Source organism: Exobacillus caeni (assembly GCF_005747095.1).
GTDB lineage: Bacteria > Bacillota > Bacilli > Bacillales > Guptibacillaceae > Exobacillus > Exobacillus caeni.
This window is the reverse complement of sequence record NZ_SWLG01000007.1, coordinates 115445-128932: the sequence shown is the minus strand read 5'-3', so window position 1 is coordinate 128932 and position 13488 is coordinate 115445. Positions and strand designations below refer to the sequence as shown.

13 protein-coding genes are annotated in these 13488 nt (G+C 40.7%); 4 read left to right on the top strand and 9 right to left on the bottom strand.

Annotation, left to right across the window (positions count from 1 at the left end; genetic code table 11):
• Positions 1 to 72: 72 nt before the first annotated feature.
• Entirely contained in the window at positions 73 to 477 is a 405-nt protein-coding gene (locus FCL54_RS11470; protein ID WP_138126522.1) for a hotdog fold thioesterase, read from the bottom strand.
• Between the two features lie 228 nt (positions 478 to 705).
• Between FCL54_RS11470 and paaK the strand changes: the two genes are divergently transcribed.
• Entirely contained in the window at positions 706 to 2034 is a 1329-nt protein-coding gene (gene paaK, locus FCL54_RS11465) for a phenylacetate--CoA ligase PaaK (RefSeq protein ID WP_138126520.1), read from the top strand.
• A 67-nt stretch (positions 2035 to 2101) separates the two neighbouring features.
• On the opposite strand, the gene FCL54_RS11460 is transcribed toward paaK, so the two are convergent.
• The 4 genes from FCL54_RS11460 to FCL54_RS11445 all read right to left on the bottom strand — a co-directional run bounded on the left by FCL54_RS11460 (position 2102) and on the right by FCL54_RS11445 (position 7268).
• Positions 2102 to 3277, bottom strand: coding sequence for a Ger(x)C family spore germination protein (locus FCL54_RS11460; RefSeq protein ID WP_138126518.1), 1176 nt, complete (start codon positions 3275 to 3277; stop codon positions 2102 to 2104).
• On the bottom strand, positions 3274 to 4773 hold the full coding sequence (locus FCL54_RS11455) for a spore germination protein (RefSeq protein WP_138126516.1): 1500 nt from the start codon (positions 4771 to 4773) through the stop codon (positions 3274 to 3276). Before FCL54_RS11455 ends, FCL54_RS11460 begins: the two co-directional genes overlap by 4 nt.
• A gap of 16 nt (positions 4774 to 4789) precedes the next feature.
• Positions 4790 to 5866 (bottom strand): GerAB/ArcD/ProY family transporter, encoded by a 1077-nt coding sequence (locus FCL54_RS11450; RefSeq protein ID WP_138126514.1) that lies wholly within the window; start codon positions 5864 to 5866, stop codon positions 4790 to 4792.
• 169 nt (positions 5867 to 6035) lie between these two features.
• The gene (locus tag FCL54_RS11445; RefSeq protein ID WP_138126512.1) at positions 6036 to 7268 is read right to left on the bottom strand and encodes an MFS transporter; all 1233 of its coding nucleotides are present in this window, start codon (positions 7266 to 7268) and stop codon (positions 6036 to 6038) included.
• Positions 7269 to 7532: 264 nt separating this feature from the next.
• On the opposite strand from FCL54_RS11445, the gene FCL54_RS11440 reads away from it, so the two are divergent.
• Positions 7533 to 7703, top strand: a complete 171-nt coding sequence (locus tag FCL54_RS11440) for an aspartyl-phosphate phosphatase Spo0E family protein (protein ID WP_138126510.1) — start codon at positions 7533 to 7535, stop codon at positions 7701 to 7703.
• Between the two features lie 128 nt (positions 7704 to 7831).
• Here the strand turns inward: FCL54_RS11440 and FCL54_RS11435 are convergent, their stop codons facing one another.
• Positions 7832 to 8827 carry an LLM class flavin-dependent oxidoreductase gene (locus FCL54_RS11435; RefSeq protein ID WP_138126508.1) on the bottom strand — a complete coding sequence of 332 codons (996 nt, stop codon included), beginning with the start codon at positions 8825 to 8827 and terminating at the stop codon, positions 7832 to 7834.
• Between the two features lie 103 nt (positions 8828 to 8930).
• Positions 8931 to 9548: a histidine phosphatase family protein gene (locus FCL54_RS11430; RefSeq protein WP_171016803.1), complete on the bottom strand. Its 618-nt coding sequence runs from the start codon at positions 9546 to 9548 to the stop codon at positions 8931 to 8933.
• A gap of 124 nt (positions 9549 to 9672) precedes the next feature.
• Between FCL54_RS11430 and FCL54_RS11425 the strand changes: the two genes are divergently transcribed.
• Positions 9673 to 10512: an MBL fold metallo-hydrolase gene (locus FCL54_RS11425; protein WP_138126504.1), complete on the top strand. Its 840-nt coding sequence runs from the start codon at positions 9673 to 9675 to the stop codon at positions 10510 to 10512.
• Between the two features lie 46 nt (positions 10513 to 10558).
• Here FCL54_RS11425 and FCL54_RS11420 read toward each other — a convergent pair whose 3' ends face one another.
• On the bottom strand, positions 10559 to 10954 hold the full coding sequence (locus tag FCL54_RS11420) for a hypothetical protein (protein WP_138126502.1): 396 nt from the start codon (positions 10952 to 10954) through the stop codon (positions 10559 to 10561).
• Between the two features lie 150 nt (positions 10955 to 11104).
• Here FCL54_RS11420 and FCL54_RS11415 point away from each other — a divergent pair, with 150 nt between their 5' ends.
• Positions 11105 to 12256, top strand: coding sequence for an ATP-grasp domain-containing protein (locus tag FCL54_RS11415; protein WP_171016802.1), 1152 nt, complete (start codon positions 11105 to 11107; stop codon positions 12254 to 12256).
• Between the two features lie 51 nt (positions 12257 to 12307).
• Here FCL54_RS11415 and FCL54_RS11410 read toward each other — a convergent pair whose 3' ends face one another.
• Positions 12308 to 13423 carry a right-handed parallel beta-helix repeat-containing protein gene (locus FCL54_RS11410; protein WP_138126498.1) on the bottom strand — a complete coding sequence of 372 codons (1116 nt, stop codon included), beginning with the start codon at positions 13421 to 13423 and terminating at the stop codon, positions 12308 to 12310.
• Positions 13424 to 13488 lie beyond the last annotated feature (65 nt).

Here is a 13488-nt window from a genome sequence, read left to right as displayed (position 1 = left end):
TTTGTTTTGTAACATAACAAACGTTTATGCAATAATCCATCCTTTAATTACCATAAGTGATTTTCAATAAGTTCAGCTAATCACAGTATCTTTTTTCCTGTAGACCATTCCCTCGCAAACAGCCAGCAAATCTTCTTTTTCGTTTGTCACTTCCATCCGGTATAATCCGAGGCGTCCGGGCTTTGTTTCTTCCTTTACGGTTGCGGTTACCCTTTCTCCTGTCCATCCTGGTGCAAGATAATGGATGGTTACAGTAATGCCGAAAGCAGCCTGGTTATGTGAATTGCTTGCAGCAGCAAAAGCGTAATCAGCAAGCGAGAAAATCACTCCGCCGTTTGCCGTTCCGTTAAAGTTAAGCATGTTTTCTTTAATAACCAATGATGCCTGAGCAAATCCCTCCCGAACTTCTAACAGCTCGATGCCAAGGAAGTTGGCATAAGGATCTGCTTTCATTTTCTCTACTAATTTTTCATTCATTTTTATCACGTCCTGATAGATGATTTCTTATTCTTTTAAAATTTTACTATTAAATAAAACAGAATAACAGAGCAAACCCAATAATAATAGTAATATTCTGAAAATATATTGACACCCATTCATTCTCGGTTTATTCTGTAATATATATCACACTATTAGTTTGACGGGAAATTAACGTTATATAATTAAATGGTTTTACTATTTAGGAGATAAAGGGAGGAATTGCAAGTGGCACTTCACGAAATCGAAACAGCAGTACGTTCTGACATTGAAAAGCTCCAACTCGATCGCATAAAGAAGACGGTAAATACTGTGTACGAAAAAGTAGATTTTTACAAAGAGAAATTCGATGAAAAGGGGATTAAGCCTGAGGACATCGCTTCCTTGGAAGATATTAAAAAGCTTCCTTTTACAAGAAAGCAAGATATGCGGGACCATTATCCGTTTGGCCTTTTTGCTGTGGGAAGAGATGAAATCGTCCGGGTCCATTGTTCGTCTGGAACGAGTGGAAAGCCAACAGTTGTGGGATATACCCAAAATGATATCGATAACTGGGCTGAAATTGTTGCAAGAGCGATTACAATCGCCGGTGGAAACCCTGGTGAAATACTACATAACGCATATGGCTACGGATTATTCACCGGAGGATTAGGCCTCCACTATGGCGGAGAAAAGCTAGGAATGGCAACTGTGCCTGTTTCAGGAGGCAACACCCAGCGCCAGATTACCCTGATCGAAGACTTTGAGCCTACTGTTATTTGTGCAACGCCGTCGTACGCATTAAATATTGCGGAAACGATGGAACAAATGGGAAAAGATCCACGACAAACAAGCTTGAAGTACGGAATCTTCGGAGCGGAATCCTGGTCAGAAGAAATGAGAAAGACGCTCGAGGAGAAGCTTGGAATAAAAGCGTGTGACATTTATGGATTGAGTGAAGTGATCGGACCCGGAGTATCGATGGAGTGCCACGAAGCACAGGATGGACTGCATGTAACAGACGACCATTTTTATGTGGAAGTAATAGACCCTGAGACACTTGAACCCGTTCCAGATGGAACACAGGGAGAACTTGTTTTTACTAGCTTAACGAAAGAAGCATTTCCGATTATCCGTTATCGAACTGGCGATATTGCTTCTATTACAAAAGAAAAGTGCTCCTGTGGAAGAACAACGACAAGGATGTCGAGAGTAAAAGGAAGAATCGACGATATGCTGATCATCAGGGGAGTGAATGTGTTCCCTTCAGAGATTGAACATTATCTCATTTCGATAGAAGAACTTGACCCGCATTACCAGTTGCATTTGAAGAAGAAGGGTTCTATGGATATCGTTGAACTGCATTGCGAAATATCAGAAGCTTTCCATAAGAGCATCAATGGCGATATGGCGAGTGAAGCTGTCCAGCTGTTGCAATACAAGATCCAGCATCAATTAAAATCTAACTGCTATGTTGCGATCAATACGGTTATCAAGGAACCAAAGCAAGTACCAAGATCGGAAGGAAAAGCAATCCGGATTGTGGATCATCGCAAACAGGTTCTGGAAGAAGTATAATTTAAATTGTAAGCGGTATCATGAGATGGTGAAATCAAGACCAGAATAATCCTGCTTTTTTTCAGGGTTATTCTGGTCTTTTTAACTCGATTTTACCGGTAGTATTTATTTTTGCTTTCACTTCAATTTTGTTTAACGAGTCAGATTTAAGCGGATTAATATTCCCGTCCAACGTTACTTTTTTCCATTCTTTCGGATTTGTCCTGTATAACTGTTCTGTTATTTTGTAAATGTCTACATTCTTATCAAGTGCAGCTTGATAGGTATGTTTAATCTCCTTTTTTATTGCTTTAGAAGCAAGTTGATTTAAAGTCTTTTCAGATTTTTCCTGAAAAAGTTCACTAACAGTTCCTTTCATCTCTACCTTGAGGTTGAACCTTACATTTCCGTCTTTGACTTCCGGCACGATTTTCAATTTGGGTTTTTCGAAGACGATAGAAGCGACAGGGCTGCCATCGCTAAAGATCATTAAATCATTCCGGCCAGCCTCGGGTGTTAGCCATCGAAGCCCTTTCACAGCAGTACCAGTTAAAGTACCGTTAAATCCGTCCTTTTTGCTGACAAGACTTACTCCGTTAATTCTTAATCCTGGTGAAGTAGTTTTCCCTCCGTCTTTCCAATAGCTGTCTACAACTTCGATTAAGGGTAGTATCGCTGTAAAGGAAGGTTCGTTAAGCTCGAGTAAAAAATCCTTCAACCGTTTTGGCTGTATAAAAGAATTTTGTTCGTAACTGTGCATCGGATCCGAAATCCTCGTTTGGAGGGGGGATATATCGGTTAGAAAGACGGAAGACAGCAGCTTTTCGACAGAGTCTGGTGTTGTCGAAATCCATAATGTATAGCGGGTTTCTCGATAACGATCGAAAACATCCAGTGTGGAGAACACAACGTCTTTCTGTTTTAAAGCTTCCTCAGAAAATATGATCGCAGATAAATGCCCCCAAAAGAGACGCCGTGGAAGATTCTTGTAGAAGTCAAATGCTGCTTCATCAACAGTTTTTCCTTTTCCTATTCCGACTATTGCAGGAACCTGGCCTCCTCCGGCCTGTCCATTACCTTTTGAAGAACTGCTTGTCCCTGAGGATTTAACATTTAAAAGCTGCCCATATAGATAATAATATCCATCCTTGTAATCCACACCTACCGCATGGATATACAGCATTCTGTCTATTTCATCCACGTCCCAGCAGCCAGAAAGAAACACAAGGGGAAGCAATATTATGAAGAAAAGCTTTCTTATCATCCATCTTCTCCTCCTTTGGTTGGATCCTGGGGTTTAAGGAAACCTGGTCTTGTGTGAAGAAGTTTCCATGGCAGCCGGAAATAGGTGTTTAATAAAGTGACCGGTTTTTTATAAGTAAAAGGAGCAAGATATGGAATGCCAAACGGCCTTAAGTGGGCTCCATAAATACTCAATAATGCAAAGGAAAGAAACAATCCCCAAACACCAAACGTCCCTGACAAAATAATGATAAATATGCGTAACACATTGACAATACCAGTCAATGAAATATTTCCGAGTGTATAAGTCGCTATCTCGGAAGCCGCGATGACGACTAACATGGCCGGATTGGTAAGGCCGGCCCTGATCGCCGCATCTCCGATGATCAAGCCTCCAATAACACTTAATGTTTGGCCGATAGTTTTAGGCAGCCGTAAACCAGCTTCTCTAAATAGGGAAAATAAAAGAAGCATTATGATCGCTTCCATTGCAGACGGGAGAGGAACCCCTTTTCTGGATTCGATTAACGTCGCCAATAAACTAAAGGGAATTTGATCCTGGTGAATGGTGATGAGCGCGATCCACATACCTGGCAAGAAAGTTGATATAAGCAGTCCTGAAATGCGTAATAATCTTTCGAAAGAATTAAATAAAAAGTTAAATTCGTTATCCTCCCCGCTCCTAAACAGGAAAAAGAGGTTAGCCGGGCCGATCAGGATGGTAGGAACACCATCAATGATAATTACAAATCTTCCGCGCAATAAACAATCGACTGCAAAATCTGGCCGCCCTGTATCTCCGATTGTTGGTAATATCGTAAAAGGGCTCTCCTTTAGTAATTCTTTCAACTGTGTAGAATTGATAACCCCATCGATATCTATTTTCGATATTCTCTCTTTTAATTCAGTTATAATATCCATATCAATGATATCTTCAATATATAACAGTCCCACCTTTGTATGGGTCCGTTTTCCGAGAACGAATTGTTCATAATTAAGGGTGTTGGTCCTTAATCTTTTGCGGATCAAAGCCATATTCACTTGAATTTCCTCTACGAATCCGTCCCTTGCTCCCTTTATACTTAATTCTGAGTTTGGCTCTTCAGGACTTCGTTGTGGATGATCTGAAATATCAACTGTAAGAAGTAAATCTTCGCCTATCATGATTAAGATTTCTCCGTTAAACACTCTGGAGATGATCTGTTCATTGTTTTCCACTATCGAAACAGGAGTTTCCAGTTTTTCTTCGATTTCTTCAAAACTTAAAGTTGATTCTGTTGCATGGTTGTTTAAAATCCTCATAAAAGAGGGGATCACTAATTGGTCTAATTTTCTTTTATCATATAATCCCTGGCAATATACAAGGTGAAAAGGTTTTCCTTCCTGATCCACTAACTTGTGGAACTTAACATCTCCGCATCCTTCAAATAATTTATGCAAATTTTCAAGGGTAGATGGAGTATGGTTTTTTTCACTTTTTCCGGAGATTTTTTGCTTTCGTAACTTCTTATACTTCATGGTATTATTTTCTCCTTTAAGCTGATTTCAACAAGGAATAGAAAGCCAGTAAAAATGATATTGCCACAATGAAAATGGATGAAAAAGGAATAAAGAGATCCTTAACAAACATTAAAAACTGGGTATCGCTCAGCGGATTAAAAAGAACTACACCGTTTAAGAATAAAAACACAAAGGCCTGTGTAAACATTCTTCGCTTTCCTTTTAAATTGAAAAGTTCGGGAATAATGTAAATGAGTAAGGAGATTCGAATAAAGATCCCTGCCATCCACTGGTATACGGATAAGAAATCAAGGTGTTCAATGTATCGTCCAAGTGAGAGCATCCCCCACTGTTCGTAAGCGGGGTAACGCTGGATAGCTGCTTCATGGGGGCCAAAGATCACAATTGCACCGATTAATGGTCCCAGCGTGAGCATAACCAATACGATACCGCTGAATAATAATGCTCTTAACTTTATCTTAGAACTTGCTTTATGCTGATATAAAATAATAAAAAATAATTCTAAAAGGCCGAATCCAGAATAAAGCGATGCTTCTAGAACAGGTTTCCAGCCGTTTTCTAAAAAAGGGCGCAGCAGGGAGTAATCTTTAAATTGGATGTTGCCAAAAGCGACTAAAAATCCAAATAGAATAACAACGGGAAGCATTATCCCATTGATGATGGCGATAGACTTTATTCCGCTGAGAGCCGATAGAAAACAGATAAAAGATAGCGTTAAACTTAACCAAATACCTGGTGTTTCAGGCAAGTAAGTAATATTAGCCCAGGTAATGGTGTCCAAAAAGGAAACCGAAGCTGTGGAAAGAAGATATATGGTTACGATTAATGAAAAGAGATATGCAATCGTTTTGTTGCCTTTATCGGCAAGCCACAGAAAGATATGCTTTTGTTGCGTTTTTTTTTGTATAACATGGAGGATTAAAATCCATGCAATATAAAAGACGGCAAAAATAAGCACCGATATCCATGAATCCCGTCCTCCTATATTTAACAATACAGGCAGGACTATTACGTGGGACATCAGTCCAGCACTTGCTATTATGATAAAAAGGCAGTGAAAAACGCTGATTTGATCGTTTTTTGATTCCATAAGAACCTCACATTAATAAATTTCCTTCTTATGTAATTGTTTGCAACTTTTTTCTTTTTATGTAATGTTAGCCCTTTAAGCATAAAAAAAGGCGTGATAACTGAAGTCAGTTTTCACGCCTTTTTCATTTCGAACTGAAGCTATATTTTTAAAGAAACAGATACATGCTTTAGATACTTTTTGGCAAAAGCTTGAGAGACCTTTTCTCAAACGTTATTGCAACGACTAAAAATAAAATGCCTGCCATGAACCTGACAACCGAAGTAATGCTCATCGCGGAAAACATGCCGAACTGGTTCAACAGGAACACGCCGAACTGAGGAGCGAAAAATCCGATAAACGACAGCAAGAAGTTGTAGTTTGCGATATAGTTCGTTCTGTCTTTTTCCGGTGAAGCGTTGAGCAGCTGGTTAAACAATAACAGGTTCATGCCGGATACGAACAATCCGATCCAGAAATTAATTGCTGTGATATAAACCAGATTAGTCGAAAGTACTGTTAAAATTGGCGCGGTAGCCATACCTGCTGAGACGATGACAAGCATCATCGTGTTGCCGTATTTATCCGCATGGCGTGCCCACCATTTAATACTGATAATCTGGGCGATCTGGTTTGTGACAGAGAACAGGCTGAACCATAAAGCGGTCGCTTCCGCTTCACGGACATGGTAGATGCTGAAAATCGACCAGCCCATTTGAGCTGCAAAGTTAAAGAACAGGGCACAGCAGATAAAATAAAGGTACGGCTTATGCTTATACACTTTAAGCGTAGGCTTCTTAATATTGCTTTCCACAACAGCAGGCTTTTCCCGCCGCTTCTCTTTATGCTTAAAAAGAAAATACACTTCGATGATTGCAAAAATGAAACCAAAAGCAAGCAGGATTTGATACGGGAAAGCATTTTCCCTATCAAACTGCTGGATGAAAAATCCCGTCAGGAAGGTCATTATCATTGCAACGATCGTCGTTATCCTGTTTCGGGAACTGAAAAAATCGCCACGCCTTTTCTCAGGAATCATATCGCCGATCATCGACTGCCAGGAAAGCCCGGATAAAGCTCCCGGAAAGTTCACCAGGGCGATGAGGATCACTAATAGCCATACCGGATTTTCGATCGGCAGAAAAGGGATGAAGAAAATCAACATAAACAAAAAACGTGTGGCGAACGTTGAGAGAGCAGCGAAATTTCGCTTTGATCCAACTCTATTCAGCCACATTGCCCCCGGGACTAAAGCCAGCATCCCTATAATAGAAGGAAGGGAAGTGATTAATCCCATTTGCTGGTTCGTCGCTCCGAGAACCCCGATTGCGAATAACGGAATAAATCCGTTTACTGTATTTGTAGAAATGGTAGAAGCGATACCATTATAGATACTTAATTTTTCATTGGTGGTCTGTTTCAATCACCTATCTCCTTTCAAATAAGACCACTGTATTTTACGAGGTTGCTTCCCGAAACACAAGATACAGCAAAATAAATAGTAAAAGAGTAACAAATCGAGACATGAGTTGTGAAAATTATTTGAAATAAAGAAAATTTTATAACTGATTCGACAAGGAATAACAAAAATTTCTAATTTGTTGTTATATACTCTTCTATGTGCCTCGGATACACCATGAATCTCACTTCACATAGATACAGTAAATACATACTTGGAGGAATAGTGATGACAGATTGGGTTAAAAAGATAGTTTTGAATGTTCGTATCGAAGTAAAAAGAAGAAAAATGTTTCTGGCCGCTAAAACATTCGGATATACAGATAACAGAACAGTTACCTGCAGCCAGGAACTTGATGAGTTATTGACAAAGTATCAAAGAGACCTTATATCGTCATGATTTTATATGAAATGAGAAGCCCCGCTTATAATAAGCAGGGCTTTTATCTTTGCTTTTTAAAAATAATTTTTGCAAGGGGTTATCAATCGGAGAACAAAAACAAGAATAGTTTTGCAAAAAGTTTTTATTTACATAAACAATTCTGCAAGACGTTCATACGAAGCTCTTTTTTCATCAAAATCAAACACGTTGGTCAATACCATGAATTCCTCTGTCTGGTATCGCCCGGAAAGTTCTTTTAACTTTTCCCTAACTGTCTCAGGAGACCCGATCACCATTCGCCTCCGGTTGTGTATAACACGTTCTTTTTCTTTAGATGTATAGGTATAGGATCTTGCTTCTTCAATAGAAGGGATGCGGCTGTCAAGTCCTTTTTCCACACGAAGCAGCCACAAGTCCTGGCTTAACGCAAGCTCTTCAGCATGTTCGTCTTTTTTTCCGCAAATGACAAAGATAGCGGTGATTCCTTTTGGCTGTTCGAAAAAGGATGATGGCTTAAAAGCATTGCGATATGCAGAAAAAGCTTCAGCTCCTCTGTCAGGGTTGATAAAATGACCGAGAACATAGCCGATGCCAAGCTCGGCAGCCAGTTCTGCACTGTTTTCTCCCAGGCCGAGCGTCCAGAGCGATGGCGTTGTCGAAGTCCGGGGTGATGCTTTTATCCCTGCATAGTTATGGTCAGAAGGGAGCGAATCGGTAAGGAAATAAGACAGATCCCGAAGTTGGCGCGGATATTCGTTAAGGCTTTTGTCTACACCATCCGTTAATGCAAGACGGGTCTTTGCAGTTCCGCCTGGCGAGCGTCCAACTCCGAGGTCGATCCTTCCCGGATGAAGTGCCTCTAACTGTTTAAAATTTTCAGCCACTTTGTAAGGACTATACTGTGGGAGAAGGACGCCTCCGGAGCCTACTTTGATCGAAGAGGTCTTAGACGCAATATGAGCAATCATTATTTCGGGGGAACTGCTTGCAAGCCCCTTTGTGCTGTGATGCTCCGCAAACCAGTACCGGCTGAACCCGAGTTTTTCAGCCAGTCCGGCAAGTTTTACTGATTGTTGTAAGGTAGCGTGCGTATCAGATCCTTTTGGGATCGGTGCCTGGTCCAGAATACTGAATCTTATCATGTAGTGGCATCCTTTCGATATCATTTGGTGTTTTTGAAAAGGAAAAACGCATTTGAGGAATGATAAAGAGAACGGGGAAGCTGTGACCTCTGGAAATTAATTTTTAAACGAGTCCTTCCAGATGTTCGGTAATCTCTTTATTTTCCACACAGGTTCCGTTTTCATCCAGAGTATACTCAAAGATAACGGCGTTTCCGTGGTCTTCATAAGAAACATCGGGACACAGGAACTTCTTTAGCTGTGCGGTAGTTGCCCTGTGCCCAAAAATAACCACATGTTCATCTTTTTCAAGCAAAGGGATAATAATTTTTTCGAAAAAAGATTTCACACGGTGTTTCACTTCTACCTCTTCGGTTTCAGGATAGTTTGGCCACCATTGTTTTTTGATCTCATCCGTTTTAGCGAAGGTAGCGAAAGGAAATTGCTTCTCAAGCTCCTCTCGTGATTCCCATTTATGGTCCCTTCTTTTAACACAGTCAAAAATTTCACTGAGCTCAGGAGATAAAGTGATTCTTTTCTCCTGGTCCACGGCGAGAGGAGTTGCTGTTTCAACTACTCTCCTGAAAGGGCTGCAGAAAATTCGAGAGACAGAGATCGATTCAAAGTAATCTGCGACCTTTCTTGCCTGTTTTTTTCCTAAGTCGGTTAAACCATCATTCGGTGTTTTATGCTGGTTCACATTTCCGAGTGACTGTCCATGGCGTATCACATATAGCTTCATCGTATACCTTCTTTCTGCCATAAATTCTTTTCATAATTCCATACCACCAGCCCGGAGCAGTATAACATCTAACATGATTAACAGTATTTCGGGGAATATTGTTAGAAGGAAAGGAGGCATTCGAATGGAGGAAGATAATTATATACCTGTCACTTCGCTCACAAGCGGAGTAGGGCAATTGGTCACGCCAGACGTGTTTTGCTATCCTATACAGGTGGTGAACTGTTATTTTTATGGTAAACCGTATGAGCCGCATGATTGGGTATTAATCGATGCCGGGATGCCGAAATCCCATGATAATATTTTAGAAGAGGCGAAAGAGCATTTTGGAGAAGACAACAAACCGAAAGCGATCATTTTAACACATGGGCACTTTGATCATGTTGGTGCCGTTGAAGAGCTGGCTAACCACTGGGATGTGCCTGTTTACGCTCATTACTTAGAACTGCCTTATTTGACAGGAAAAAAAGACTATCCAGAACCTGACTCCAGCGTGGAAGGTGGCCTGGTTGCAAAAATGTCGCGGATGTTCCCGAATGAAGGGATTGACCTTGGAACCCGGGTCCAGAAGCTTCCAGAGGATGGAACAGTACCTGAAATGCCAGGATGGCGATGGATCCATACCCCTGGACACACGCCCGGCCATGTTTCATTTTTCCGGGATGAAGACAGGACTCTGATTGCAGGTGACGCATTTATCACAGTCAGGCAGGATCAACTTTTTAAAGTACTGACCCAGGCTCAGGAAATCAGCGGGCCACCGAGATATCTAACGACAGACTGGCAGGCAGCATACGATTCTGTAAAAAAACTGCAGGCGTTAAATCCTTATGTAGCTGCAACAGGACATGGCACACCGCTTTCTGGAGAGGACTTAACCGATGGTCTTAAAAAGCTTGTTGAGGAGTTTGAAGAAATTGCAGTTCCTGATCATGGTAAGTTTGTTTCTGATGAAGAAGATTAAAAAAGCAGATGACTTTTTGGTCATCTGCCTTTCATTTTCGGTTACCTTACCAGCCGGTAGGAAGCATTGCTACTGGCATCAAGGATACTTCATACAGGTATCCGCCGTCCTGGGTTCCTGTTTGCCATAGTGCGGTAGCAATGTAAATTATTTCAATAGAGTTATCCTGGGACAATTCTGTTACATATACAATCCGGTCAGCCATAAAGCCGATTTGCTCTTCCGTCCATAAAATTCGATCAGCCATGAAACCGATTTGTTGTTCTGTGTAAAGCACTCCGTTTATACTTTGTTCATACATGTCCGCACCAGTCTGTCCCACGTAGACAACTGCATCAGCTGCAGTTGTTTCTGCAGATGCTTCTGAAGATGGATTTGCAGCAAAGAGAACGGTTACCGCCAGTAGCAGTGACATTATAATTTTAATACTATATTTAAACATTTATTAATTCCCCCTTTACCCTTTTATACCCTATGGGGTATATTTAGATTATACGAGCTTCAGCAAAAAAAGTCAATCGGTGTCCAAATACCCTATCTTCAGTGATAAAAGGATGATTAAATTAATTTAACAATGATAAGGAGAGTATTTATGATAATTCTCGATAAACCCTATGTTTCTTCATTTCTTATTGAGACACTTCAACAGCATCAGATCCCTGTATTGATCAATAACGAAAATCTGAGCCTGGAAAGCAAAACTCTAAATGAGATAGAAGAAGAGCGTTTCTTTACTGCCTTTAAAAGTGCTCTTCCCCCGTTGCTTACGAATTCGGAAAACGCGCTATCTATGATTTATAAGCATTTAGAAGGAACAGAGCTTGTTAAAACAACACAAATTTTAAAAGATAAAGCGGAGTTTCGAAAAAAGACCAGTCAATTATATCCGGATCTTTACTTTAAAGAAGTTACCAGGGATCAGTTAACCCAAATAAACAGTAAAGAAATCAATTATCCGTGTATCTTAAAACCTGCAGTCGGATTTTTTAGCATGGGTGTATACAAGATTGATAACGAGAAGGAATGGTTTGCGGCAATCCAGCAGTTGGAAGAGGAGATAGCACAAGTAGAAGGAGTTTATCCCGATTATGTGATGGACACCGCCAAATTCCTTATCGAGCAGTACATCGACGGGGAGGAATTCGCAGTTGATGCCTATTATGATGAAAGTGGAAACCCTGTCATTCTTAATGTGTTAAAGCACTTATTCGCTGGTGATAAAGATACAAGCGACCGTGTTTATTACACAGGGAAAAAAGTGATTCAGGAGAACAAAAAAGCCTTTTTAAAAGAACTTCAAGCGATCGGAGAAATATTTGAGCTACGGAATTACCCGATACATATCGAATTCAGAGTGACGGATAGAGGGCAGATATTCCCGATTGAAATCAATCCATTAAGATTTGCCGGATGGTGTACAACGGACATTGCAAGCTACGCTTTCGGAATAAACCCTTATGAATACTATTTAACAAACAAAGCACCTGATTGGGATACGATTTTAAAGAATATGGAGGACCGTTTTTATTCCATTACAGTTGCAGACACTTCAGGAGTTCCGCAATCAGAGATAAATTCTGTTGATTATGAAGGTTTTTTATCCTTATATAATAAGGTTCTTGCGTTTAGAAAAATCGACTTTAAAGAATATCCGGTTTTTGCTTTTGTTTTTGCGGAGATGACGGAGATAGAGGAGATGAACCGTATCTTAGAATTGGATTTAAAGGAGTATATCGTAGAATAGCAATCAACACGTAAGAGCCCCGGTAAAAAATCCGGGGCTTAAATGTTGGGTCTAATCATCATGTATAACCTCATTTTTATAGGCTGTCGATGAAAAAGAAAGGGGAGGAGATATCCCTTTCACCTGGTTAATCCCGATTGTATTGTTGCTTGACCATTTTGTGATGCGGATACCGGCATTTTTCTTGCCTTTACTTTTATAAGAATTAATAATATTTCCATCGATCATGTTATAATGGCTGGCGTTAATAACAATCCCATATTGGCCAAAGTCCTGGATTGTATTTCCCACGATAGAAGTGTTGTTGCTGTTATTATAAAGAGAGATTCCCTGGCCACCGCAGTTTCGCATGTTATTTCCATTTACCGTGATCTGTTCATTGTCGTTATACAGGCTTATCCCGTTTTGGGCTGAGTTCTGAATCGTATTGCTGGAGATGGAGCACACTTCGGAGTGTTCCACTTTTATTCCGGTCGAACAGTTATAAAACGTGTTACCTGTAATGATCAATCCATTATATCCAAGAGCCCGGACCCCTTCATCATATATCGTTTCAAAGTGGTTCCCGATAATCTTTATATCTTTATGCTCGTGTCCTTTTTCATAAGAATGAGATCCGATTCCTCTGCTCCAGTTAATAAACTGGCATCCCTCCACAAGCACATCCTTACAGGAGGTATAATCATAGATGCCGTGGTGCGGGAACACGGAAGGACGAAAGGCTCCGTCGATTTGGAATGCCTCACTCTTACGCGGCTCTCCGACCTGGCCGTCAAACATACAGTTTAACAGGCGCACCTTTTTCGAACTGTTTGCTTCCACAGCATGGTTGCGATGGACATCAAGCACTATAATGTTCCGTATCGTTATATTCGTGCAGTGTCCAAAATTGATCGCGGTTCCGGATGCATCGATTTCAGAGCCGTTATGGTGCCAGACGCCGCCTTCGATCGTGACATCGCATACCCCGTTGTATCCTGTAGCTTCTTCAGAAGTTTTAAGAAGGTTAGCGAACCTGCCTTTACGAACAAGAATCGCTCTCGGGTTTACTCTTAAGTAAAGACCACTCGTGCGTAGCAATAAAGGCGACTCCAGTTCATGGACCCCTTCTGGAATCTCCACAAAGCCGCCCATATCCATCATTCTTTGTATTTCAGATGTATTCATATGATTTCCCCTCGTTTTTGTCGTATATAACAGATATACCACATGGAGGTGAGTTGTATGCCAGG

Coding starts and splice junctions, on each gene's coding strand:
- FCL54_RS11410 (WP_138126498.1), bottom strand. CDS start 13,423: ATGAATACATCTGAAATACAAAGAATGATGGATATGGGCGGCTTTGTG.
- FCL54_RS11470 (WP_138126522.1), bottom strand. CDS start 477: ATGAATGAAAAATTAGTAGAGAAAATGAAAGCAGATCCTTATGCCAAC.
- FCL54_RS11460 (WP_138126518.1), bottom strand. CDS start 3,277: ATGATAAGAAAGCTTTTCTTCATAATATTGCTTCCCCTTGTGTTTCTT.
- FCL54_RS11455 (WP_138126516.1), bottom strand. CDS start 4,773: ATGAAGTATAAGAAGTTACGAAAGCAAAAAATCTCCGGAAAAAGTGAA.
- FCL54_RS11425 (WP_138126504.1), top strand. CDS start 9,673: ATGGAGGAAGATAATTATATACCTGTCACTTCGCTCACAAGCGGAGTA.
- FCL54_RS11435 (WP_138126508.1), bottom strand. CDS start 8,827: ATGATAAGATTCAGTATTCTGGACCAGGCACCGATCCCAAAAGGATCT.
- FCL54_RS11415 (WP_171016802.1), top strand. CDS start 11,105: ATGATAATTCTCGATAAACCCTATGTTTCTTCATTTCTTATTGAGACA.
- FCL54_RS11430 (WP_171016803.1), bottom strand. CDS start 9,548: ATGAAGCTATATGTGATACGCCATGGACAGTCACTCGGAAATGTGAAC.
- FCL54_RS11450 (WP_138126514.1), bottom strand. CDS start 5,866: ATGGAATCAAAAAACGATCAAATCAGCGTTTTTCACTGCCTTTTTATC.
- FCL54_RS11440 (WP_138126510.1), top strand. CDS start 7,533: ATGACAGATTGGGTTAAAAAGATAGTTTTGAATGTTCGTATCGAAGTA.
- FCL54_RS11420 (WP_138126502.1), bottom strand. CDS start 10,954: ATGTTTAAATATAGTATTAAAATTATAATGTCACTGCTACTGGCGGTA.